Raw genomic sequence first — 23,217 nt, 5'->3', positions numbered from 1 at the left:
GCCTGAAGGCCCGTCAATCCCGGTTTTGGTTCCGAAGCGAGGGGCGGGAACGGCAGGTAGTCGCGTATTTTGACAAGCTCGTTTGGGGCACATTGATGGCAAGACAGCAGAGCACGCTACAGACCACGCTTCGCGATCGCGTTGTGGTCTCCGGTATCGGTGTGCATAGCGGTAGTGCCGTTTCCATGATCCTCAATCCGGCCGAGGCCGATACGGGCATCGTGTTCCAGCGCACCGACACATCCGGTTCGGTGTCGGTCGCGATCAGCGCCACGATCCAGCATCTCCACGCCACCGATTCCTGCACGACGATCGCTTCCATGGGCCTGTCGGTCGCGACGATCGAACATCTCCTGGCGACGTTCAACGGTCTCGGCATCGACAATGTCGTCGTTGAGATCGACGGCGCCGAAGTGCCGATGATGGATGGCAGCGCCGAGGCTTTCGTCGCGCTCGTCGACCAGACGGGCATCATGACGCTCCCCGCGAAGCGCCGCGCCATTAAGGTGCTGAAGCCGATCCGGGTCGAGCAGGGCTCCGCCTTCGCCGAGTTGCTGCCGCATGACGGCCGACGTTTCGAGATCGAGATCGATTTCGAATCGCCGCTGATCGGCCGCCAGGCTTTCGTCGTCGACCTGACGCCGTCGGCCTTCCGCCGTGATCTGGCGCGGGCGCGCACATTCGGTTTCATGCGCGATGTCGAGTTCTACTGGTCGCGGGGCCTCGCCCTCGGGTCCTCGCTCGATAACACCGTCGTGCTCGGTGAGGACCGCGTCCTCAACCCCGAAGGGCTTCGCTTTGCCGACGAGTTCGTGCGCCACAAGGCGCTCGACGCGGTCGGCGATCTGGCACTGGCCGGTGCGCCCGTCATTGGCTGCTACCGGTCCTATCGCGGTGGCCACCGCCTGAACGCGAAGATCGTCGAGACGCTTCTCGCCGATCCCGAGGCTTGGACGTTCGTCGACAACGCGGCTTCCGTTCGTCGCGGGCCGATTCGCGCCGAGATGCCCGTTCGGCTCGAAGCGGCCGCATTTGGTCCCGACAAATCCTGATAGCGCGACCTTTTGGACGCAGTAAGCTGCTGATTTTTCAGATGAAGCAGGTTTATTGCGTTGGTCCCTCCGCTCGCCACGAAAATGCGCCAATGCGCTGGCAGGGCTGGTGACAGGATGCCGTGGTTTCCGGTAAGAAACTGCACGCTTTGACCCGTCGAAAGAGGCGAGGCCGGTCCCGCCGGCTCGATTTGTTAATGAACGCAGCCGGTCAGACCCGTTCCTTCGCTCGCCCGACTTTCGGTCGTGCGGCTTCCGTCGCGATCCGTGCGATCGTGCTCTGCTCCATGATCGCACTGGCGGGATGCCTGACGAAAAAGGACGATGTCGACGAGCCCGACATTCCGGCCGGTCAGCTCTACAATCAGGCGCTGGCGTTGATGCAGAACGGCAAGCTCAAGCAGGCGGCCGCGCGCTTCGACGAAGTCGACAAGCAGCATCCCTACACGGAGTGGGCCCGCAAGGCGCTGATCATGAGCGCCTTCACCAATTACCGCCTCGGCAATTACGACGAGACCGTTTCGGCTGCGAAGCGCTATATCTCGCTCTATCCGAGCAGCCCGGATGCGGGTTACGCGCAGTACATGATCGGCCAGTCCTACTTCAAGCAGATCCCGGACGTGACGCGCGATCAGGACGCAACGCAGCGCGCCCTGCAGGCAATGCAGGAGGTGATCGATAAGTACCCGACCTCCGAATATGTCGACGATGCACAGCGCGACATCATCATTGCCCGCGACCAGCTCGCCGGCAAGGAGATGCAGATCGGTCGCTATTATCTGGAGCGGCGCGAATATCCGGCTGCGATCAATCGCTTCAAGATCGTTGTGACGCAATATGCCAATACGCGTCAGGTCGAAGAGGCGCTCTATCGTCTCACATCGGCCTATCTGGCGATGGGCATCGTGCAGGAAGCCCAGACGGCGGCCGCCGTGCTCGGACACAACTTCCCGAATTCGAGCTGGTACAAGGACGCCTATTCGCTGCTGCAGTCGGGCGGCGTGAAGCCTCAGGAGAACGAGGGCTCGTGGATGAGCAAGGCGTTCAAGGTCGTAACGGGCTGATCGGCCGAGAGGCATTCCATGCTTGCTGAGCTGTCGATCCGTGACATCGTTCTGATCGATCGGCTCAAGCTTGCCTTCGCGCCCGGCATGACCGTGCTGACGGGCGAGACGGGCGCCGGAAAGTCGATCCTGCTCGATGCGCTGTCGCTGGCGCTCGGCGGGCGCGGCGATGGCGGGCTGGTGCGCCATGGCGCCAATCAGGGCCAGGTCACGGCCGTGTTCGAGGTTCCGGCCGATCATCCGGCGCGCAGCCTGCTCGACGGCAACGCCATCGATCATGATGGCGGCATCATCCTGCGCCGCGTGCAGACCGAAGACGGCCGCACGCGCGCCTTCATCAACGATCAGCCAGTGAGCGTCGCCTTCCTGCGCGATGTCGGCGCCGCCTTGGTCGAGATCCACGGCCAGCATGACGACCGCGCGCTCGTCGATCCGGCCATTCATCGCAACCTGCTCGATGTCTTCGGCGGGCTGGATGGCGAGGTGGCCGGCGTCGCCGACACCTATCGCGCCTGGCGCAAGGCAGAGAGCGAAGTCACGGCGCTGCGGCGGCGGATCAGCTCCGCGCGCAGCGAGGGCGATTACCTCCGTGCCTCGGTCGAGGAACTGGCGAAGCTTGCGCCGCAGCCGGGCGAGGAAACCGAACTCGCCGAACAGCGCCACCACATGATGCAAGCGGAAAAGGTCGCGGGCGATCTGGCCGACGCGCATGACACGATCGCCGGCTCCTCCTCGCCCGTGCCGACGCTGGCAAGCCTGGCACGGCGTCTGGAGCGCAAGCGCGATCAGGCGGGCGGGTTGCTCGACGGCGTGGTCGAGGCGATCGACCAGGCGATCGACGCGCTGGAAGAGGCCGAGACGATCCTGACCCGCAGCATTCGCGAGAGTGCTTTCGATCCGAAGGAACTCGAGCGGACCGAGGAGCGGCTCTTTGCGCTGCGTGGTGCTGCGCGCAAATTCGATGTCCCCGTCGAGGGTTTGATCGCGCTTCGGGACCGCATGACGGCGGATCTCGCGGCGCTCGATTCGGGCGAGGAGCGTCTCGCGGCGCTGGAAGCGGCGGCTGAAGCGGCGCAGCGGGCCTTCGACGCCCGGGCGGCGGCTCTCTCGGCCCGTCGGCGCGGCGCAGCGGCGGATCTGGAGGTGCGTGTCGCCGAGGAGTTGCCGGCGCTGAAGCTCGAGCGTGCCGCCTTCATCGTTTCGATCGAGAGCGATGCCGAGGCGCGCAGCGAAAGCGGCATCGATATCGTCTCCTTCTTCGTGCGGACCAATCCAGGCACGCGCGCCGGGCCGATGATGAAGGTCGCGTCCGGCGGCGAGCTTTCGCGCTTCCTGCTCGCGATCAAAGTCGCGCTCGCCGATCGCGGCTCCGCGCCCACGCTCGTCTTCGACGAGATCGATACGGGGGTCGGCGGAGCCGTCGCCGAGGCGATCGGCAAGCGCCTCGCGCGGCTGGCCGAGCGGGTGCAGGTTCTCTCCGTGACGCATGCGCCGCAGGTCGCCGCGCGGGCGGGCAGCCATATGCTGATCGCCAAGGAGGGGGTCGCCGGCGAGGAGCGTGTCGCGACGGGTGTCAAGCCGCTGGCCGGTCCTGATCGCCGCGAGGAGATCGCCCGCATGCTGGCCGGCAGCGTGATTACCGACGAGGCACGCGCCGCGGCCGAACGGCTGATTCACGGCAATATCTGAACGGGGACCGGTGCTTCGGCCGTTGCTTTGCGCGATCTGGACCGCGTGACCGACCGGAGCGCGACGAAATTGCTTCAATGCCCGAAAAAGCGGAATGCGCCGGCTCTTTCTGATTGATCGTAAGGCACCCATGGGAGTATGGGTCGCTTGAAACGGCCGCTCTCGGGTCCGATGCTGTGATGAGCGTCACGGCATTGTTGTCGCCCGAGGCCTATCAACGTCCTTCATGTCGCCCGTTCGGATACCGGATCACCGAAGTCTCGGCGGATGACACACGACGTCCGGGCCATTTCGCCTGGGCATCCGACTAGAGAAATGTGAAATGTCCGCCACGTCCGTGGGCGCCACTGCGCGTCCTGTTTCCGAGCCGTCCTTTTTCGAGTTCGTCACTCTGATCGCCTTCATGATGGCGCTCGGCTCGATGTCGATCGACAATCTGCTGCCAGCCTTCGGTCCGATCCAGGCCGATTATGCGCTTCCGAGCGCCAATGAGGTGCAGCTTATCCTGACCGTCTACATGATCGGCTTCGCCGTCATGCAGCTCTTCTATGGCCCGATCTCCGACATTGTCGGGCGCCGGCCGACCTTGATGATCGGCCTCGTGATCTTCTCGATCGGCAGTGCCATCGCGCTCTTCGCCCACAGCTTCGAGATGCTGCTGGTTGCCCGCCTGATCCAGGGCATGGGCTCGGCCGCGACGCGCATTCTGTCGGTCACGATCGTACGCGACCGTTATGAGGGCCGCGAAATGGCCCGCGTCATGTCGATCACCATGATGATCTTCATCATCGTCCCGGTGTTCGCGCCGGCGATCGGCAGCTTCTTTCTGCTGTTCGGCACCTGGCACACGATCTTCGTCTCCATGCTCGTGCTGGCCGTGATTCTTGCGGTCTGGTTCGGACGCCGCATGCCGGAAACGCTGCGGCCGGAGTATCGCATGCCGTTCTCGGTCAAGCGGATCGCCGATGGCGCGCGGCGCTGCGTCACCGAGCGGGCGACCTTCGGCTATGCCACGGCCATGGCGCTGATGTTCGGCGCGCTGATGGGCTATCTCGGCTCGACGCAGCAAATCTTCGAAACGGAGGTCTATGGCCTCGGCGCGATCTTCCCCGTCGTGTTCGGGTCGATTGCGGCTGTCATGGGCGTTGCTTCCTTCGTCAATTCGAAGCTCGTGCGTCGCTTCGGCATGCGTCGGCTGTCCCATATCGGCGTTGTCGGCTTTGCCGCCGTGGCGGCGCTGATGGTGGTGGTCGCCCTGGTCTTCAACGGCAAGCCGCCGCTGCTGCTGTTCGCGGTCATACTGGCCGGATGCCAGTTCCTGTTCAGCCTGACCATGCCGAACTTCAACACGATGGCGATGGAGCCGCTCGGCGATATCGCGGGCACGGCTTCCTCGGTGATCGGCTTCTACACGACGATTGTCGGTGCTCTGGTCGGCATGCTGATCAGCCAGAGCTTCGACGGCACGGTCACGCCGCTTGCGCTCGGCTTTCTGGTGACGGGCGCGGTGGCGCTTGCGGTGGTGTTCTGGACCGAGAAGGGCAAGCTGTTCTCGCCGCACCACGCCGATCCGCTGCCGGGCATTGCCCTGCACTGACGGTCAGCTTGCGGAATCGTCCCTGACCGGTCCGCGGCTACCGCGCCGCGGATCGAAGAAGAACGGCACGACGCGCCGCATCGTCTCGTCGATGAGGATCGGCCGGCTCGCCGGCGCCTCCGCCCGCTGTGCGCAGTCATTGCGCTCGCACAGCCGGCAATTGGTGCCGATCGGCGCCGCCGGCCCCTCGGTATCCGCATAGACGAGCCGCGGCGCGTATTTCATCTCGCAGACCAGGCCGATCGCGAAGCGGGCTTCCCGGCGTGGAAAGGCCTGCGGCGTACCCGCCACCGCCGTTGCGATCGAGAAGAACAGGCTGCCATCCGCGAGCTCGAGCCGCTGCGTCAGGATCTCGTTCGGCGCACGGAAGGTCTCGTGCAGGTTCCAGATCGGACAGGTTCCGCCATAGCGCGAGAGATGGAAGCGCCCCGAGGCATAGCGCTTCGAGACATTGCCGGCATCGTCGACACGGATCATGAAGAAGGGCACGCCCTTCGCGGTCGGCCGCTGCAGGGTGGTCAGGCGATGGCAGACCTGCTCGAAGCTCGCCTCGAAGCGGCGCGATAGCAAAGCAAGGTCATAGCGGCTCGCCTCCGCCGCTGCAAAGAAGCGGCCATAGGGCATCATCAGCGCACCGGCGAAATAGTTGGCGAGATAGATCCGGAACATGCGCCGCGCCGTCGGATCGGCGAGCGCGCAGTCCTCGACGGTGCGGTCGATGATTTCAGCTTGCTCGATCATGGCGAGCTGGAAGGCGACTTGAAAGGTCCGCCCGGAGGGGCCGACCATCTCTGAAAGCTGCAACTGGCGCCGATGACGGTCGAAGCGGCGCAGTGCGTCAGCCATGACATCGGCGGGCAGGACGCGCACGCGCACGCCGTGCCGCGCGCGCAGCCGATCGATCATCGCCGGTAGGAGCGCGGCATCGCCGACGGCCAATTCGCCCGCGAGCGCTTCGGCGGCTTCGTCGAGCGCTGGGAAATAGTTGCGGCTCGTCTCGATCGCCGCGCGGACGATATCGACGGGGGCCGTGACGGGCCCGCCATCGGCAGCCTCGCCGCCACTCGTGCCACCGCCTTGTGTCTGCTGGTAGGCGGAATAAAGGCGCTGCAGCGCATCGGCGACGGTTGGGCAGCTCTCGACCAACTCGCGCAACTCCTGCGGCGCAATGGTGAGGTCGCGAAACAACGGATCGCCGAAGATCTCGCCGATTTCGGCGCGGCTGCGATCGTCCTCGGAGGAAGCGAGCATCTTCACGTCGAGATCATAGACATCGGCGAGCTTGAGCAGGATCTGCGCCGAAACCGGCCGCTGATTGCGCTCCATCAGATTGGCATAGCTCGGCGAGATGCCGAGATCCTCGGCCATCCTCGTTTGGCTGAGCCCGAGCTCGCGCCGGATGCGGCGCAGCTTGGGGCCGATGAAGAGTTTTCGCTCACTGTCGATTGTCACGGTTTTACAATCTTACAAAGTTCACTGAATGGCTGTGACACCGCGACCCGAATTCCAGAAAGTCAGCTTGTTCCGGTAAATCGCAGATGTCACATTCCCGCCTGTCAGCAACATTACTGAAGGCATCCGCTCCCGGTTGTCAAATGTTGTAAATGGGAGAGAACCATGGCACCGACTTTCGATCAGCTCATTTCCAATCATGCGCCCGGACGGTTCGACGGTATTCGTCGGCCCTATTCGGTTGCCGATGTGGTCCGGCTGCGCGGCTCGGTGCGGGTCGCCCATACGCTCGCCGAAAAGGGCGCGAACCGGCTCTGGCAGCAATTGACCGAGACGCCCTATGTCCATGCGCTCGGTGCCGTCACCGGCAACCAGGCCATGCAGATGGTCCGCGCGGGCTTGCAGGCTATCTATCTCTCGGGCTGGCAGGTCGCGGCCGACGCGAATACGGCCGGCGCGATGTATCCCGATCAGAGTCTCTATCCCGCCAATGCCGGGCCCGAGCTCTGCCGGCGGATCAACCGTACGCTCCAGCGCGCCGACCAGATCGAGCAGGCGGAGGGGAAGGTCTCGCGCGACTGGTTTGCGCCGATCGTCGCCGATGCCGAGGCCGGTTTCGGCGGGCCGCTCAACGCCTTCGAGATCATGAAGGCCTATATCGAGGCGGGCGCTGCGGCGGTGCATTTCGAGGATCAGCTGGCCTCGGAGAAGAAGTGCGGCCATCTCGGCGGCAAGGTGCTGATCCCCACGGCAGCGCATGAGCGCAATCTCGTCGCCGCCCGGCTTGCGGCCGATGTCATGGGCGTTCCGACCCTGGTGGTCGCGCGCACCGACGCCGAATCGGCGCGCCTCATCACCTCCGACGTGGACGAGCGCGACCGCCCGTTCATCGTCGAGGGCGAGCGGACGGCCGAGGGGTTCTACCGCCTGAAGGAAGGGACGGGCCTCGAACACTGCATCGCCCGCGGCCTCGCCTTCGCGCCCTATGCCGATCTCATCTGGTGGGAAACATCGCATCCCGATCTCGACGATGCGCGCGCCTTTGCCGAGGCGGTGCATGCGCAATATCCGGGCAAGATGCTGGCCTATAATTGCTCGCCCTCGTTCAACTGGCGGGCGAAGCTCGACGCGGAGACGATCGCCACGTTCCAGCGCGAGCTGGGCGCCATGGGCTACAAGTTCCAGTTCGTGACGCTCGCGGGCTTCCACGCACTGAACCATTCCATGTTCACGCTTGCGAGCGGTTATCGCGATCGCGGCATGGGGGCCTATAGCGAGTTGCAGCAGGCGGAGTTCGACGCCGAGACGAGCGGCTACACGGCGACGCGGCACCAGCGCGAGGTCGGCACCGGCTATTTCGACCAGGTGTCGATGGCGATCACAGGCGGTCTCTCCTCGACCACGGCCATGGCCGAATCGACCGAGAGCGCCCAGTTCCTGAATGCTGCCGAATAGGGAGGACAGCACCATGCAAGCACCACGTTTCTGGATCGTCGGCGGCGAATATGCGTCGATGGCATTCGACAGGCTGATCGAGGGCACGCAGCGCGTGTTCGGGCCCTATGGCGAGCGGCGCGCGGCGGAGGAGGCCTGGCGCCGCCTCTCCGAGGAGAGCCGTTCGCAATGCCTGATGCGGTTCACGATCGCGGCGGAGCGATGAGCCTTTAGCCTAACCCCAAGGGGCTCGGGCGATCCCGCCGCTCTCGCCCCTTGCGAGGTGTCCGACGGCGCGGCATAGCTTCCAGCTAGAGGGAGCGAAGCCATGCCGTCGGACATTGCACGTATGAAGGACGTCGAAGCGCTGAGCGAGGCCGAGGCCGCCGCCGATCACGCGGCGCTCGCCGCCGAGATCACCGAAAACGACATCCGCTATCATCAGGAAGACGCGCCGGTCATCTCGGATGCCGATTATGACGCGTTGCGCCGTCGGCTCTATGCGATCGAGGCGCGGTTCCCCGGCCTCAAATCGGCTGTCAGCGCTGCGGTTGGTGCCGCGCCATCGGCGAAATTCGGCAAGGTGCGCCATGTCGTGCCGATGCTCTCGCTCGATAATGCCTTCGCCGACCAGGATGTGATCGACTTCGTCGAGCGCGCCAAGCGCTTCCTGCGCATCGATCCGGCGACGCCCGTTCCCTTCACGGCAGAGCCGAAGATCGACGGGCTTTCGCTGTCGCTGCGCTATGTGAATGGCCGTCTGGAGACGGCGGCGACGCGTGGCGACGGCTTCGAGGGCGAGAACGTCACCGCCAATGTGCGCACGATTGACGAGATTCCGAACACCCTGCCGAAGGGTGTGCCGGAGATCGTCGAGATCCGTGGCGAATGCTACATGGCCCACAGCGATTTCGAGGCGCTGAATGCGCGCATGCTGGAGGAGAACGGCAAGGTCTTCGCCAATCCGCGCAACGCGGCCGCCGGTTCGCTGCGCCAGCTCGATCCGAAGATCACGGCGTCCCGGCCCTTGCGCTATTTCGCCTATGCCTGGGGCGAGATGAGCGCGCTGCCGTCCTCGACGCAACTCGGCATGGTCGAGGCCTTCAGCGGATGGGGCCTGCCGACCAATCCGCGCATGGTGCTTTGTCAGGCCGTCGACGAGGCGCTCGCCTTCTATCACGGGCTTGAGGAGGACCGCTCCCGGCTCGGCTATGACATTGACGGCGTCGTCTACAAGGTCAACGATCTCGCGCTGCAGAACCGTCTCGGCTTCGTCTCGCGCAGTCCGCGCTGGGCCATCGCGCACAAATTCGCCGCGCAGCAAGCCTTCACCATCCTGAACGGCATCGACATCCAGGTCGGCCGCACCGGCGCGCTGACGCCCGTCGCCAAGCTCGAACCGATCACGGTGGGCGGCGTGGTCGTCTCGAACGCGACGCTGCACAATGAGGATTATATCAAGGGCATTGGCGGCGACGGCCAGCCGATCCGCGACGGCGTCGATATCCGTGTGGGCGATACGGTGGTGGTGCAGCGCGCCGGCGACGTGATCCCGCAGATCGTCTCGGTTCTGCTCGAAAAGCGGCCGGCCGATTCCGTGCCCTACGAATTCCCGACCATCTGCCCGGCCTGCGGCAGTCATGCCGTGCGCGAGGAAGGCGAGGCCGTCCGCCGCTGCACGGGCGGCCTGATCTGCCCGGCCCAGGCGGTGGAGCGCATCCGCCATTTCGTCTCGCGCAACGCCTTCGACATCGAGGGGCTGGGCGAGAAGCAGGTACAGGCCTTCTATGAATGGGGCCTGATCACCCAGCCGGCGGATATCTTCACGCTGGAACAGCGCGACGAGCGCAGCCTGCAGAAGCTCAAGAACCGGGAAGGCTGGGGCGATACCTCGGCGCGCAATCTCTTCGCCGCGATCAATGAGCGGCGGCGGATCGCCGTCAACCGCTTCGTCTATGCGCTCGGTATCCGCCATGTCGGAGAGACCAACGCCAAGCGGCTGATGCGCCATTATGCGAGCGTCGAGGCGTTGGAGGAGGCGGCCCGCGCTGCGATCGCGCCGGGCGAAGCTTTTCCCAAGGGCAATGAAGCCTGGGCCGAAATGGTCGATATTGAGGGCATCGGCGCCGTCGTCGCAGAGGCCGTGGTCGATTTCTTCGGCGAGCCGCACAATGTCGAGGCACTGCGCCGCTTGCTCGCAGAGGTCAAGCCGGAGCCGCTCGAAGCTGCCAAAACGGAAAGCCCGGTCGCCGGCAAGACCGTCGTGTTCACCGGGTCGTTGGAGCGCATGACGCGCGACGAGGCCAAGGCGATGGCGGAACGCCTCGGCGCCAAGGTCTCGGGCTCGGTTTCGAAGAAGACCGATCTCGTCGTGGCGGGGCCGGGCGCCGGATCGAAGCTGAAGGTGGCAGCGGAAAACAATATCGAAGTGATCGACGAGGATGGCTGGTTCAAGCTCGTCGGGGCCGATTGAAACCCGCCTCGCTGTTCATTCGAAGACGATGCGCGGGAAATAGAACGAGACGACCCAGTTCGGCATGTCGACGATCTCGCTGATCCGCAGGTCGCCGCAGACCGAGCAGAGCATATAGGCGTCGAGCGGGGCGAGACTGCGCTCCTTGCCGAGCAGGTCGACCATGCGCAGGACGCTCTCGCGTGCGGCCGTCATCAGGTCGGGACCGATCCCGGTCGTGACCTCATAGCCGGCGCCGTCGAGATGGCGCGTGACCGGGCCGGGCGTCGTGAAGCGCGGGCTTGCGAGCCGCGCATGCTTAACCAGTTCGATGGTCGCGTCGATGTTCATCTGGCTCTCGATCGCCGTGCCGCAAACCTCACCATCGCCTTGCGCCGCATGCGTGTCGCCCATCGACAAAAGGGCGCCCTCGACCTCGACGGGCAGGTAGAGGGTCGTCCCCGCCGCAAGGTCGCGTATGTCGAGATTGCCGCCGACGCGGCGGGGCGGCACGACGGAGTGCAGGCCCGGATCAGCCATGGCAACGCCGATGGTTCCGACGAAGGGCTTCAGGGGGACGCGGCCACCCGGACCATAGAGAGCGGGCGCCATGGAGGCGGTATCGTATTTCCAGACATGCAGCCCGGGTTCATTGAAATGATCGGCCAACAGTCCGAAGCCGGGGATGTTCGCGGTCCAGCCGAGGCCCGAGGGTTCGAAATGGTGCAGCGTGATCTTGAGCGCGTCGCCCGGCTCGGCACCCTCGACATAGATCGGCCCGCTGATCGGGTTCACCTTGGAGAAATCCAGGGCAGCGACACTCGCGACCGTCGAATTGCCGTCGATCTGGCCACCCGAGGAATCAACGCATTCGAGGTGAACGCTTTTTCCTGGCTGCATCACCAGCGCGGGCTCGAAATCGTGGTTCCAGCCGAAATGATGCTGATTGCCATGGATGGTATAGTCGCACGCGACGCACATGAGCCTGCCCGATCCTGCATGTTGATTGGGCATGATTAGAGCATGGGCAAAATCCCGTGCAAACCGAGTCTTGGTCGATTGCGGCGGTGATTTCGCGAAGAAGTTGTCGTCTTGGCTTCGATCCGGCTTTCGGGCAGGCAAAGAAAAGCCCGCCGAATGGGCGGGCTCTTCCTGATTGATCGCTGAGGCCTTACGGTGCAGCGGGCGCCGGTGTGGCCGGTGCCATCGGAGCGGCCGGATCGGCGGGCGTCGTGCTCGACGTGGTCGAGCCGTCAATGCCCTCCGGCATCCTGAACTCGGGCGCCGCGGCCAGCTCTTCCTTTGTGGTCGTCAGCGTGTACTTCCAGTTGTTGCCATCGGCAACACGCTGCAGGGCCGCCGGCGAGACGCCGACATTCTTTTCGCCGATGCCGAGGAAGCCGCCGACGCCGACGACGACCGCCTTGAGCCTGCCGTCGCTGCCGGCAACCAGATCATTGACCTTGCCGAGATCTTCGTCACCGGCGCCGTAGACCGTCGAGCCGATGACCTTGGCCGCGTTCCAGTCATCCGAAGCCTGGCTCGTGATGAACTTGTCGCCGGGGAGGGGATTGAGAGGCTGGGTTGTGTCGCCGGTTGTGGAGGGCGTCGTCATCGAAGGCGAAACGGCGTCCTGGGCGAAGGCGGGGGCGGCCAGAAGGCCGACCAAAGCCGTGGCGGTCAAGAGCTTCTTCATGGTCGTATCTCCGTGTTTTCAAATAGGTTCGAGCGATTGCTCACCCGGACAACGGAGCAGTCATGGTCACGTTCCATCACGTACCACAAACAAATGTTTCCAAACGTGATGGAACCTCTGTCAGGTGACGGCAGCCAAGGGTTGTGTTGACGCGACAAGAAAATCCAGCGCTTCGCCGGAGAGCGACGGAGCGAGGGCCTCGCGGACGCGCGCATGATAGGCGTCGAACCAGGCGATCTCGGCCCGGCTCAGAAGCGTTGTGTCGACGAGCCTGCGATCGATGGGGGCGAGCGTGATCGTCTCGAAGCCCAGCATCTCGCGCTCGCCGCCCTCGATCGGCGCCGGCGGTGTCACGACGATCAGGTTCTCGATCCGGATGCCGAAGCTGTCGGTCTTGTAGTAGCCGGGCTCGTTGGAGAGAATCATGCCCGGCTCGAGCGGCACGGTTCCGCTCTTCGAGATCCGAGCCGGTCCTTCATGTACCGAGAGGAAGACGCCGACGCCGTGGCCCGTGCCGTGGTCGAAATCGAGTCCCGCCTGCCACAGTGCATGGCGGGCGAGGGTATCGAGTTGCGCCCCGGTCGTGCCCTTCGGGAAGCGCGCGGTCGCGAGCGCGATATGGCCCTTGAGCACGAGGGTGAAGCGCTGCCGCATTTCGTCCGTCGGCGTGCCGATCGCGATGGTGCGGGTGATGTCGGTGGTGCCGTCGCGGAACTGGGCGCCCGAATCGATCAGGAACAGCGTGTCGTTCTCCAGCGCGCGATCGGTCGCCTCATTGACGCGGTAATGCACGATCGCGCCGTCCGGACCCGTGCCGGCAATCGTATCGAAGGAGAGGTCGAGGAGGGGCATTCCGTCTTCGGCGCCCGTCTCGGCACGGAAGGCCTCGAGCTTCCGGGCGACGGCAATCTCCGTCAGGGGCGTCCTGCCAGCGTTCTGGTTGAACCAGGCAAGGAAGCGCGTGACGGCCACGCCGTCGCGACGATGCGCCCTGCGGCTGCCGTCGAGCTCGATCGCGTTCTTGCGCGCCTTGGGCAACACGGCCGGGTCGCTGCCTTCGACGATCGTGCCGTTTGCTTCGGTGAGTGCCTGAGCGAGGATCGCCGGGGTCGATTGTGGATCGGCGAGAACGCGCGCGCCCTCGCGGCCCAGCGCTGCGAGATCACCGAGCAGGGCGCGCTCCTCCTTGATGTCGGCAAGGCCCGCCAGCGCATCGCGGACGGCATTGGAGAGCTTGCGGCCGTCCATATAGAGGGTCGGCGGCCCCTCACGGCGCAGCAGCGCGTAGGAGAGGGCGACGGGATTGTGCGGCACGTCGGCGCCACGAATATTGAAGGTCCAGGCGATCGAATCGGACTGCGCAATGATCGCGGCGGCAACATCCTTCTCGGCCAGGATCGTCCGCAGTCGCTCGATCTTGGCGCTCGCCGTCTCGCCGGCCAGTTCGTCGGGCTGGATCGAGACCTGAGCGAGCGGCGGGGCAGGGCGGTCGGCCCAGATCGCGTCGATCGGGTTCTCGTCGAGCGCCACGAAAGCGGCGCCCGCAGCGGCGCAGGCGCTCTCAAAGCGGCGCGTTTCGGCCAGCGTCAGCAGGCGCGGGTCGTAGCCGAGGCGGTCACCCTTCTTGAGCCGGCCTTTCAGCCAGGCATGCGGCGGGTTGTCGATCAGGCTCTCAGGCGAAAAATCGGCACTGTCCATCTGATTGCGGGCCTGCAGCGTATAGCGACCGTCAACGAAGACCGCCGCTTCGTTCGCCAGCACGACAGCGGCGCCGGCGGAACCGGTGAAGCCGGTCAGCCAGGCGAGGCGCTCGGCCGAGGCGGGAATATACTCGCCCTGATATTCATCGGCATGGGGCACCAGAAATCCCGTGAGGCCGGCGTCGGCGAGGCGTGCGCGCAGGGCGACGAGGCGGCCGGAGATCGGCTCCGCCCGGCTGGGCGCATCGAAATTCTGGAACATGGGAGATCGGCCTTTCACGCGACGAAATCAGCGCGGCGAGATTATCGGGTCGGCGCCCTGTCGCAAACCGGTAACAGACTTGTTTGCAACGCGGCATAATTGCGGCGGAAGATTGTGCGATGCGAAAAGCGCATGTCTGTCATTCCGATCCGTCTGTTCTTTGATGTGACGGCAGCCGCTATGGTCGCTTCAACCGAGGGGGGCTAGAGCTTTCCGGCTTGAAGGATTGGATCGATGACAATGGTTGCGGCATATGGTGAGATTGGCGTTGCGCGAGCGGGAAGCCGCGGGCATGGCGTCGTCCGGCGCGCCGTTGCACGGATGAACCACGTCCGCGAGCGGCAGATGCCGCGCTATGTGAACGGTTATCAGCTCTCCCTCGACGATGCGACGATCGCCACGTTCGGCTTTGATCGTGAAACGTTCGAACGCGGTCTGATGAGCAATCCGCTCTGAGCGGCGATCGATCGGGTAAGGGCTAGGAAGGCGGCGCCGGGCGTCGCCTTTTTCATCTGGGGTACGCGACGGGTCGTCGCGCCACTGCGGATAGTTCCTGAGGTGCAGCATCGCGCCGGGGAGACTATGGTCGCGTCACAATTGGACAGCGGACCATTATGCTTCAGGATCGTATTCGCCTCTCCTCGCTTCTCGACAAGGTCATGTCGCCGGCGGAAGCCGCGCTTTTGATCAAGGACGGCATGACCGTCGGCATGAGCGGTTTCACGCGGGCCGGCGACGCCAAGGCCGTGCCGCTGGCCCTGGCCGAACGGGCACGGACCGAGCCGCTCGGTATCACGCTCATCACCGGCGCCTCGCTCGGAAGCGGCATCGACAGCGTGCTGACCGAGGCGCATGTGCTGAAGCGGCGCCTGCCGTTCCAATCCGACTCCGTCCTGCGCGCGGCGATCAATCGCGGCGAGGTGATGTTCATCGACCAGCACCTGTCGGAGACCGTCGAGCTGTTGCGGTCGAACCAGATGGGGCCGGTCGACGTCGCCGTCATCGAGGCGGCCGCGATCACGCGCGAGGGCGGCATCGTGCCGACGACCTCGGTCGGTAATTCCGCGACCTTCGCTATTCTTGCCGAGAAGGTGATCATCGAGATCAATCTCGGCCAGCAGATCGATTTCGAGGGCATTCACGATATCTATATTCCGACGCGGCGGCCGTTCCGGGAGCCGATTCCGGTCGTGTCGCCGGATAGCCGCATCGGACTGCCCTTCATCCCGATCGACCCAGCAAAGATCGCTGCGATCGTCGTCACCAACCAGCAGGATAGTTCCGCCGCGACGACGCCGCCCGATGACGAGACGCGTGCGATCGCAGGCCATCTGATCGAGTTCCTGGGCTCCGAGGTGCGCAAGGGGCGCCTGACCGAGCGGCTGAGCCCGCTTCAGGCCGGTATCGGTTCGATCGCCAATGCGGTGCTGCACGGGCTGATCGAGAGCCCGTTCCACGACATGACGATGTATAGCGAAGTGCTGCAGGACAGCACCTTCGACCTCTTCGATTCCGGCAAGCTCGCTTTCGCGTCCGGCTCGTCGATCACCCTGTCCGCCGCATGCCAGGCGCGCGTCTTTCCCGAAATCGGCCGCTACAAGAACCGTCTCATCCTGCGGCCGCAGGAGATTTCCAATCATCCCGAGGTCATCCGCCGCCTCGGCATCATCGCGATCAACACCGCGCTCGAATTCGACATCTATGGCAACGTCAATTCGACCCATGTCGGCGGCACGCACATGATGAATGGCATTGGCGGTTCAGGCGATTTCGCCCGCAACGCCTATCTCGGCATCTTCGTGACGAAGTCGCTCGCCAAGGGTGGCACGATCTCGCGCGTGGTGCCGATGGTGCCGCATGTCGACCATAACGAGCATGACGTCGACGTGGTCGTGACCGAGGTGGGGCTCGCCGATCTGCGCGGCCTCGCGCCGCGCGAGCGCGCGCGGGTCATCATCGACAATTGCATCCACGCGAATTTCCGCGACCTGGCCGAGGACTATTATCGCGAAGCGCTGAAGCATGGCGGACAGACGCCGCACAAGCTTGCCGAGGCGTTCACCTGGTATACGCGGCTGGAGGAGACGGGCTCGATGCTGCCGAAGTAAGGGATGGCGACCTTGTCGATTCCACTCCGTCCGTCATCCCGGGCGGAGCGTAGCGCAGACCCGGGACCCATCCAACTGGACCCTTCCCGGATAGGTATGGGCTGGATGGATCCCCGCTTTCGCGGGGATGACGGTGCGGCGACGGCGGTGGCCTACGACGCCCGCTCCAGCGTCAGCGTCAGCCAGCCTTCCATTTCGCCCTGTCGCGCCAGCTTCATGCCCTCAGCCTCATAGGCGGCTGTGACGCTCGGCCCCTGTGCGACCAGCAGCCCTGAGAGCACGATCGTGCCCTTTTCCGGGGCGAGATGACGGACCACTTCGGGTGCCAGCGCGATCAGCGGTCCGGCGAGGATGTTCGCAATGATCAGGTCGAATGGCGCATGAGCGGCGAAGACCGGATTGCCGAACCCTTCGGCCGTGGCCGCCTCGATCAGCGTCGCAACGCCGTTCAGGGCGGCGTTTTCCGCCGTGACGCGGGTCGCGATCGGGTCGATGTCGGTCGCGAGCACAGGCTTGTGCCACGCCATGGCGATGGCAATTGCAAGCACGCCCGTGCCGGTTCCGAGGTCGAGAATGCTCTTGTAGTCATAGAGCGCGCCGAGCCGGTCGATCTCGGCCAGGCAGCCGGCGGTGGTGCCATGATGGCCCGTGCCGAAGGCTTCGCCGGCCTCGATCTCGATCGCGATGTCGCCGGGCTGGATCTTGTCGCGGTCGTGACTGCCGTGGACGAGGAAGCGTCCGGCGCGCACGGGCTTCAGCCCCTCGAGGGACTTCGCCACCCAGTCCTCATCCGGCAGCGGCGCCACGACGAAGGTGCCGGCCTCTTCGCCCAGCACGTCGCGGACGATCGAGGCGAGCAAAGCCTCGTCGGGCTGAGCCTCGAAGTAGATGTCGACAACCCAGCTCTTGTCGTCCTGCTCCGTGGTGGCGGCGGTCGGGAAATCCAACGCCTCGCTCGCGCCGATGGCTTCGACCAGCGCTTGTGCGTCAGTTTCCTTGGCGAGGTGCAGGGAGGCGATGAGGGTCACGGCTGACGGCCTTGTCTTTCAAAACGGAGATGCTTCATATCCGTGCATTCACCATCTTGGAAACGCCCCTTGAGCGAAATCCGTATCGAAACCGACCCATTTCCCGATTCCTCCACCCTGGACCGGCTTTGGCGGGCCAGTTGGAACAGTGCCGGGCCTGCCGATCCCCATGCAATCCTGTCGCGCAGTCTCGTCCATCTCGGCGCCTATGATGGCGATCGGCTGGTCGGATATGTGAATGTCGCCTGGGATGGCGGCATCCATGCCTTCCTGCTCGATCCAACCGTCGATCCCGACTATCGGCGCAACGGCCTCGGCATGCGCCTGGTGCGGGAAGCGGCCCGGATCGCCGCCGATCGTGGCGCGCATTGGCTTCATGTCGACTATGAACCGCATCTTGCGGGCTTCTACCGGGCCTGCGGCTTTCGGCCGACCGAAGCCGGGCTAATGCGGCTTGGGCGGACCTAGCGCCTTCTGGGGCGGTCGCCATGCAGATGGAATCGCATCGAAAGTCTGTTTGGTTTGCTGCCCTGTGGCTACCCCCGCCATTACCTAGGCAGCGAAACTCAAACTCGTCCGCGCGCCGTCTGGACATTGCACAATCATAGGTTATCTTCGCTGCACCTAGGGGGAAAGTGGCAATGACAAATCTTGTTGCTCCGGATTCGTTAAATCACTCGGTTTCCGGAGGTGCTGATGGGCCCCCGCCACATCCGTTGGATCGGCGGTGGTATATTAGCTATGAGGGAAAGAACTACGGCCCTTATCCCGGCCATGATTTCGGCCGCTTCCTGTCCGAGCAACGCGTCTCCGAAAATACACAGGTCATTGCCGAGGATGGCACGACATGGTCGACGCTTAAGGACGATCCAATTCTGGGTCGCCTGTTGACTAAATCGGCGTCGCCGTTACCGCCTTCTCAAGTAATCCCCGATCATCGAGTTAGCGCGGCAGAGGGTTCAACTGTCGTACAAGTGACCAACCTTATTGGTCAGCAGCCGAGTAACGTTGCTGCCGTCCTTCTCGACGGTCCTGCGGCAAATAAATCGGCCGGTGTAGCGCTCCTGCTTTCGCTTTTGTGCGCTGGTCTTGGGCAGTTTTATAATGGCCAGGTTGGCAAAGGCATTTTGATGTTCATCATGATGGTTGCGTTGTGGTTCGTTTTTCTTGGCTGGATTGTTTGGATTTGGTCCGCCGTTGACGCTTACAGGACCGCAAAAGCGATGAACCTGCGCTACCATATGATTTTGACGGGTGGAGCCCCGATCGGCTACCGAGGCTGAGGTGGGCGCGCCCCGCCTTCGACGCACGAATTCTTGTCCTTCCTGCTCCAACGAGATTCTGGAAGGTGCTAGAACATGCCCGACCTGTGGGGCGCTGCTACAGCTGGAGGTCGCGCTTCGAGATCTGAAGACTGCGAGTCTTCGGAAAGCTTGGCCCGGTTTCGGCGCAATTCGCAGCGATCCGGTTCCGATACTCGTTTGGTTTCTGAGCGTCATCCCCCTTTTGGTAGTCTCGCCAATCTTGGCGGTAGCCATCGCGGCGTATGCTGGAGAGCCTCAAGGTGAGCAGCGTCGTTGGGTTTACACTCTGGCGCTGGTAAACATCTTAGTAAGTCTTCTCTTCTGGTGGTGGGCAGGAAACCAGATTGCTGACCATTTGGGCTCGTTCATGAATTGGCTGCAATCGGTTCCAAATAGTAAGGGCAGCGGCCTTAGCATCTAGTTCTTGCTCACAAAACTATCCACCACCTTCTTGGTGCCGGCTTTTTCAAAGGCGACCGTCAGCTTGTTGCCCTCGATATCCTCGATATGGCCATAGCCGAACTTCTGGTGGAATACGCGCTCGCCAATCGCATAGTCCGACTTCGAGCCCGTCGATTTCGCGATCAGTTCCCCCTCGATCAGTCGGGTGTTTGACTTCGCGGCAGGTTTCGCGCCCGCGGCGCGGTTCGCCTGCGCGCGCTGCCAGCCCGGCGTTGAATACGTATTCTGGAACGGGTCCGCCCGGTCGAAGCGGCTCGCACCATAATTGCCGACGCCGCCGACATTGTAGCCGCCATAGTTCGACGTCTGTTCGACGACATCGACATGCTTCTCCGGCAATTCGTCGAGGAAGCGCGAGGGAACATTCGACTGCCAGAGGCCGTGGATGCGGCGATTGGAGGCGAACCAGATCGAGGCGCGTTTCTTGGCTCGCGTGATGCCGACATAGGCGAGGCGACGTTCCTCTTCGAGCCCGGCGCGGCCGCTCTCATCGAGCGCGCGCTGGTGCGGGAACAGGCCTTCCTCCCAGCCGGGCAGGAACACGGTCTCGAATTCGAGACCTTTGGCCGAATGGAGCGTCATGATCGACACGGCATCCTGGTTCTCGGCATTGTCCTTGTCCATGACGAGGGCAATGTGCTCTAGGAAGCCTTCCATGCTCTCGAACTCGTCCATCGAACGGATGAGTTCCTTCAGGTTTTCGAGCCGGCCGGGCGCATCGGCCGAGCGGTCCTGCTGCCACATCTCGGTGTAGCCGCTCTCGTCCAGGATGATCTCGGCGAGCTCGGTATGCTTGATCGTGCCGAGCTTGCCGCGCCAGCGCTCGAAGGACGCCATCAGATCGCGGAGCGCCGTGCGTGTCTTGGCCTTGACCTCCTCGGTCTGCACAAGCTCTTCGGCCGCCTGCGTGATGGGGATGCCGCGCGAGCGTCCATAATCATAGAGCAGCTTGATCGACGTATCGCCGATGCCTCGGCGCGGGGTATTGACGATGCGCTCGAAGGCGAGGTCGTCGGCGGGCTGCGCCACCACGCGGAAATAGGCGAGGGCATCGCGGATTTCCTGTCGCTCATAGAAGCGCGGACCGCCTATGACGCGATAATTGAGGCCCAGCGTGATGAAGCGGTCTTCGAAGGAGCGCATCTGGAACGATGCTCGGACGAGGATCGCCATGTCGTTGAGCCTGTGGCCCTGGCGCTGCAAATCCTCGATCTTCTCGCCGATCGCGCGTGCTTCCTCCTCCGAATCCCAGGATGAGGATACCTGGACCTTGACCGAATCCGGGTCGTTCGCCTCAGTGAAGAGCGTCTTGCCGAGCCGCCCCTGATTATGAGCGATCAGATGCGAGGCCGCTCCGAGGATATGGGAGGTCGAACGATAGTTCCGCTCGAGCCGGATCACGACGGCGCCCGGAAAGTCCTTTTCGAAGCGAAGGATGTTGTCGACCTCGGCGCCGCGCCAGCCATAGATCGACTGGTCGTCGTCGCCGACGCAGCAGATGTTGCGCCGCCCCTGAGCGAGCAGTCGCAGCCAGAGATATTGCGCGACGTTGGTGTCCTGATATTCGTCGACCAGCATGTAGTGGAAACGCTGGTGATATTCCTTGAGCACGTCGGGATGCTCGCGGAACAGGCGCAGGTTTTCGAGCAGCAGATCGCCAAAATCGCAGGCGTTCAGGACTTTGAGCCGTTCCTGATAGGCAATGTAGAGCTTCACCGCCTTGCCATTGGCGAATGAGCCGCCATCGCCGGGCGGGACATCCTTCGGCACGAGGCCACGATTCTTCCAGCCATCGATCAGGGCCGCCAACTGCTTGGCCGGCCAGCGCTTCTCGTCGATGCCTTCCGCCTGGATCACCTGCTTCATCAGGCGGATCTGGTCGTCGGTGTCGAGGATGGTGAAGCTGGATTTGAGGCCAACCAGCTCGGCATGACGGCGAAGGATCTTCACGCCGATCGAATGGAAGGTGCCGAGCCAGTTCATGCCCTCGACCGAGGGGCCGATCAGATCGCCGATCCGGTGGCGCATCTCGCGCGCCGCCTTGTTGGTGAAGGTGACGGCGAGGATCTGGCTCGGATGGGCCTTGCCCGTGGCGAGCAGGTGCGCGATGCGCGTCGTCAGCACGCGCGTCTTGCCCGTGCCGGCGCCGGCCAGCACGAGGACAGGGCCATCTGTCGTCTCGACGGCCAGTCGCTGCTCGGGGTTGAGGCGGGCGACATAGTCGGGAATGGGCTTGGCGCCGAGCGCGCGTGCCGCGATCCCGCCGGGGCGCGGGCCGGGAGCGGTGATGTCGGAAGAGGCGGTCATGCGGCGTCCCGCATACGATTCGATACCGTGAACATTTGGAGAATATGGACTTTCGGGCGGCCTCTTTCCAGCGACCGCGGCAACTCGCACCCAGCTCGCAGAGCCACCTCACTGATTGCATACATGGAAAACGAGCGCAGATCGTTCCTGATCCGACGAGGCGTGAGGCAGCGCCGTGCGATAAGCGGCTCGATTATCCTCGATAATGCAGCGGTTTTTTGTGGGGCGCACAGTCGAACGGGCCGGATGAGCGCTTCGCGTATGGCGAGACGCGCACTATTGCTGTGGGCCTCCCGAATGGTCTCATGGTGGCGATCTTCCGGGCATCGGGACCAGGATAGCAGACGCGGATCGTCGAGATTTCTGCGCGACTGCCTGGACGAACAGAAGAAAGCCCCTTGAAGGCTGGCCGAGCGAGACGATTTGCGAAGGCGGATCATCTGGGCATGTCGGTGCATGATCAGATAGAAGTCACGCTGAACAGACTGGATCGGAGAGAACCATGCGCAGCGTCATTCATGAGACCTTTGGCGATCCGGCCCTCGTCCTGACAACCGCCGAGCGCCCCTTGCCGGAGCCGGGCCCGGGTGAGGTCCGCATCCGCATGGTTCTGTCGCCGATCCATAATCACGATCTTTGGACGGTTCGGGGTTCCTATGGCTACAAGCCGGCCCTGCCGGCAGTTGGTGGAACGGAGGCGCTCGGCATTGTTGATGCGCATGGCGAGGGTGTAACCGCCCCGGCGATCGGGCAGCGTATTGTCGTTGCCGGCGTCAACGGTGTGTGGTCCGACTATTTTCTCGCGCCGGCTGCTCGCGTCGTGCCGATTCCGCCCGAAATTGATGACGAGACGGCTTGCCAGTTGATTGCGATGCCGCTCAGCACCTTGATGTTGCTGGAAGATATCGATCTCTCCAGTGGCCAATGGATGATCCAGAACGCCGCAAACGGCGCCGTCGGCAAGCTCGTCGCCACCTTTGGGCGGGCGCGCGGAATCCACGTCGTCAATGTGGTTCGGCGCGATGCAGGCATTGATGAACTGGCGGCGGCGGGCATCGGCAATGCCGTCTCGACCGAGCAAGCCGGATGGGAAGAACGCGTCCAGGCGATCACGGGTGGCCAGCCGATCCTGCGGGCGCTCGAATCGGTGGGCGGCGAAGCAGCCAACCAGCTGATGGGGGTGCTCGCCGAAGGTGGCGCGCTGATCGCCTTCGGCTCCATGTCAGGCAAGCCGCTAGAGATCAATTCGGGCCATCTGATCTTCAAGCAGATCACGGTTCGCGGCTTCTGGGGCGCCAAGCGCTCGGCAATGACCGAGCGTGGCGACATGGCCCGCATGATCGGCGAACTGATCCAGATGGCGACCGTCGGTGTGCTCAGCCTCTCTGTCGATGCCATATTCGATCTCACCGACGCCGCGGCGGCGGCGAAGGCGAGCGATCAGCCGGGCCGATCAGGCAAGATTGCGCTGCGGGGCGGTGCGGCCTGACGCGAGCGGCGACAGACCCTTCGACGCAGTCGAAAAATCCAGGAAGTCTTTGGCGCGGCTGGATGGTTTTGCTAGTTTGCCCCGGCGCGGACAGCGCCGGGTTTGATGGAGGCTCTTTGAG

Annotated in this window: 18 protein-coding genes; 12 read left to right on the top strand and 6 right to left on the bottom strand. The window is 63.8% G+C overall.

Features of this window, described 5'->3' with window-relative positions; translation table 11 throughout:
* Positions 1-95 precede the first annotated feature (95 nt).
* The 4 genes from lpxC (at position 96) to QO014_RS20640 (ending at position 5,402) form a co-directional block, all read left to right on the top strand.
* The gene (lpxC, locus tag QO014_RS20655) at positions 96-1,052 is read left to right on the top strand and encodes a UDP-3-O-acyl-N-acetylglucosamine deacetylase (RefSeq protein WP_266350646.1); all 957 of its coding nucleotides are present in this window, start codon (positions 96-98) and stop codon (positions 1,050-1,052) included.
* 197 nt (positions 1,053-1,249) lie between these two features.
* Entirely contained in the window at positions 1,250-2,116 is an 867-nt protein-coding gene (locus tag QO014_RS20650) for an outer membrane protein assembly factor BamD (protein ID WP_266350645.1), read from the top strand.
* 18 nt (positions 2,117-2,134) lie between these two features.
* Positions 2,135-3,805 (top strand): DNA repair protein RecN, encoded by a 1,671-nt coding sequence (gene recN / locus QO014_RS20645; protein WP_266350644.1) that lies wholly within the window; start codon positions 2,135-2,137, stop codon positions 3,803-3,805.
* Between the two features lie 322 nt (positions 3,806-4,127).
* Positions 4,128-5,402, top strand: a complete 1,275-nt coding sequence (locus QO014_RS20640) for a multidrug effflux MFS transporter (RefSeq protein ID WP_266350643.1) — start codon at positions 4,128-4,130, stop codon at positions 5,400-5,402.
* 3 nt (positions 5,403-5,405) lie between these two features.
* Here the strand turns inward: QO014_RS20640 and QO014_RS20635 are convergent, their stop codons facing one another.
* Positions 5,406-6,854: a helix-turn-helix domain-containing protein gene (locus QO014_RS20635; RefSeq protein ID WP_266350642.1), complete on the bottom strand. Its 1,449-nt coding sequence runs from the start codon at positions 6,852-6,854 to the stop codon at positions 5,406-5,408.
* Positions 6,855-7,019: 165 nt separating this feature from the next.
* Here QO014_RS20635 and aceA point away from each other — a divergent pair, with 165 nt between their 5' ends.
* The 3 genes from aceA (at position 7,020) to ligA (ending at position 10,761) form a co-directional block, all read left to right on the top strand.
* On the top strand, positions 7,020-8,309 hold the full coding sequence (gene aceA, locus QO014_RS20630; RefSeq protein ID WP_266350641.1) for an isocitrate lyase: 1,290 nt from the start codon (positions 7,020-7,022) through the stop codon (positions 8,307-8,309).
* Between the two features lie 13 nt (positions 8,310-8,322).
* On the top strand, positions 8,323-8,514 hold the full coding sequence (locus tag QO014_RS20625) for a DUF4170 domain-containing protein (RefSeq protein WP_266350640.1): 192 nt from the start codon (positions 8,323-8,325) through the stop codon (positions 8,512-8,514).
* A 102-nt stretch (positions 8,515-8,616) separates the two neighbouring features.
* Complete coding sequence (gene ligA / locus QO014_RS20620) at positions 8,617-10,761, top strand: NAD-dependent DNA ligase LigA (RefSeq protein ID WP_266350639.1); 2,145 nt, start codon at positions 8,617-8,619, stop codon at positions 10,759-10,761.
* A gap of 15 nt (positions 10,762-10,776) precedes the next feature.
* Here ligA and QO014_RS20615 read toward each other — a convergent pair whose 3' ends face one another.
* The 3 genes from QO014_RS20615 to QO014_RS20605 all read right to left on the bottom strand — a co-directional run bounded on the left by QO014_RS20615 (position 10,777) and on the right by QO014_RS20605 (position 14,398).
* Positions 10,777-11,721: an acetamidase/formamidase family protein gene (locus tag QO014_RS20615; RefSeq protein WP_266350638.1), complete on the bottom strand. Its 945-nt coding sequence runs from the start codon at positions 11,719-11,721 to the stop codon at positions 10,777-10,779.
* A 190-nt stretch (positions 11,722-11,911) separates the two neighbouring features.
* Complete coding sequence (locus QO014_RS20610; RefSeq protein WP_266350637.1) at positions 11,912-12,436, bottom strand: PRC-barrel domain-containing protein; 525 nt, start codon at positions 12,434-12,436, stop codon at positions 11,912-11,914.
* Positions 12,437-12,556: 120 nt separating this feature from the next.
* Entirely contained in the window at positions 12,557-14,398 is a 1,842-nt protein-coding gene (locus QO014_RS20605) for an aminopeptidase P family protein (protein ID WP_266350636.1), read from the bottom strand.
* Positions 14,399-15,012: 614 nt separating this feature from the next.
* Here QO014_RS20605 and scpC point away from each other — a divergent pair.
* Positions 15,013-16,506 (top strand): succinyl-CoA:acetate CoA-transferase ScpC, encoded by a 1,494-nt coding sequence (scpC, locus tag QO014_RS20600; protein ID WP_266350635.1) that lies wholly within the window; start codon positions 15,013-15,015, stop codon positions 16,504-16,506.
* Between the two features lie 152 nt (positions 16,507-16,658).
* On the opposite strand, the gene QO014_RS20595 is transcribed toward scpC, so the two are convergent.
* Positions 16,659-17,534: a 50S ribosomal protein L11 methyltransferase gene (locus tag QO014_RS20595; protein ID WP_266350634.1), complete on the bottom strand. Its 876-nt coding sequence runs from the start codon at positions 17,532-17,534 to the stop codon at positions 16,659-16,661.
* 69 nt (positions 17,535-17,603) lie between these two features.
* Here QO014_RS20595 and QO014_RS20590 point away from each other — a divergent pair, with 69 nt between their 5' ends.
* From QO014_RS20590 to QO014_RS24605, 3 genes are all read left to right on the top strand, one after another.
* Positions 17,604-18,002 (top strand): GNAT family N-acetyltransferase, encoded by a 399-nt coding sequence (locus tag QO014_RS20590; protein ID WP_266350633.1) that lies wholly within the window; start codon positions 17,604-17,606, stop codon positions 18,000-18,002.
* Between the two features lie 173 nt (positions 18,003-18,175).
* Positions 18,176-18,817 (top strand): GYF domain-containing protein, encoded by a 642-nt coding sequence (locus QO014_RS20585; RefSeq protein WP_266350632.1) that lies wholly within the window; start codon positions 18,176-18,178, stop codon positions 18,815-18,817.
* Positions 18,789-19,259: a zinc-ribbon domain-containing protein gene (locus QO014_RS24605; protein WP_370877184.1), complete on the top strand. Its 471-nt coding sequence runs from the start codon at positions 18,789-18,791 to the stop codon at positions 19,257-19,259. The genes QO014_RS20585 and QO014_RS24605 overlap by 29 nt, the downstream gene beginning before the upstream one ends.
* Here the strand turns inward: QO014_RS24605 and QO014_RS20580 are convergent.
* Positions 19,256-21,607, bottom strand: a complete 2,352-nt coding sequence (locus QO014_RS20580) for an ATP-dependent helicase (protein ID WP_266350631.1) — start codon at positions 21,605-21,607, stop codon at positions 19,256-19,258. The two genes, QO014_RS24605 and QO014_RS20580, sit on opposite strands and share 4 nt — an antisense overlap.
* Before the next feature lie 502 nt (positions 21,608-22,109).
* On the opposite strand from QO014_RS20580, the gene QO014_RS20575 reads away from it, so the two are divergent.
* Positions 22,110-23,096, top strand: coding sequence for a zinc-binding dehydrogenase (locus QO014_RS20575; RefSeq protein WP_266350630.1), 987 nt, complete (start codon positions 22,110-22,112; stop codon positions 23,094-23,096).
* The last annotated feature ends 121 nt before the right edge of the window (positions 23,097-23,217 follow it).

This window comes from Kaistia dalseonensis, assembly GCF_030814715.1.
Classification (GTDB): domain Bacteria; phylum Pseudomonadota; class Alphaproteobacteria; order Rhizobiales; family Kaistiaceae; genus Kaistia; species Kaistia dalseonensis.
This window is presented reverse-complemented; position numbering and strand designations above follow the sequence as displayed.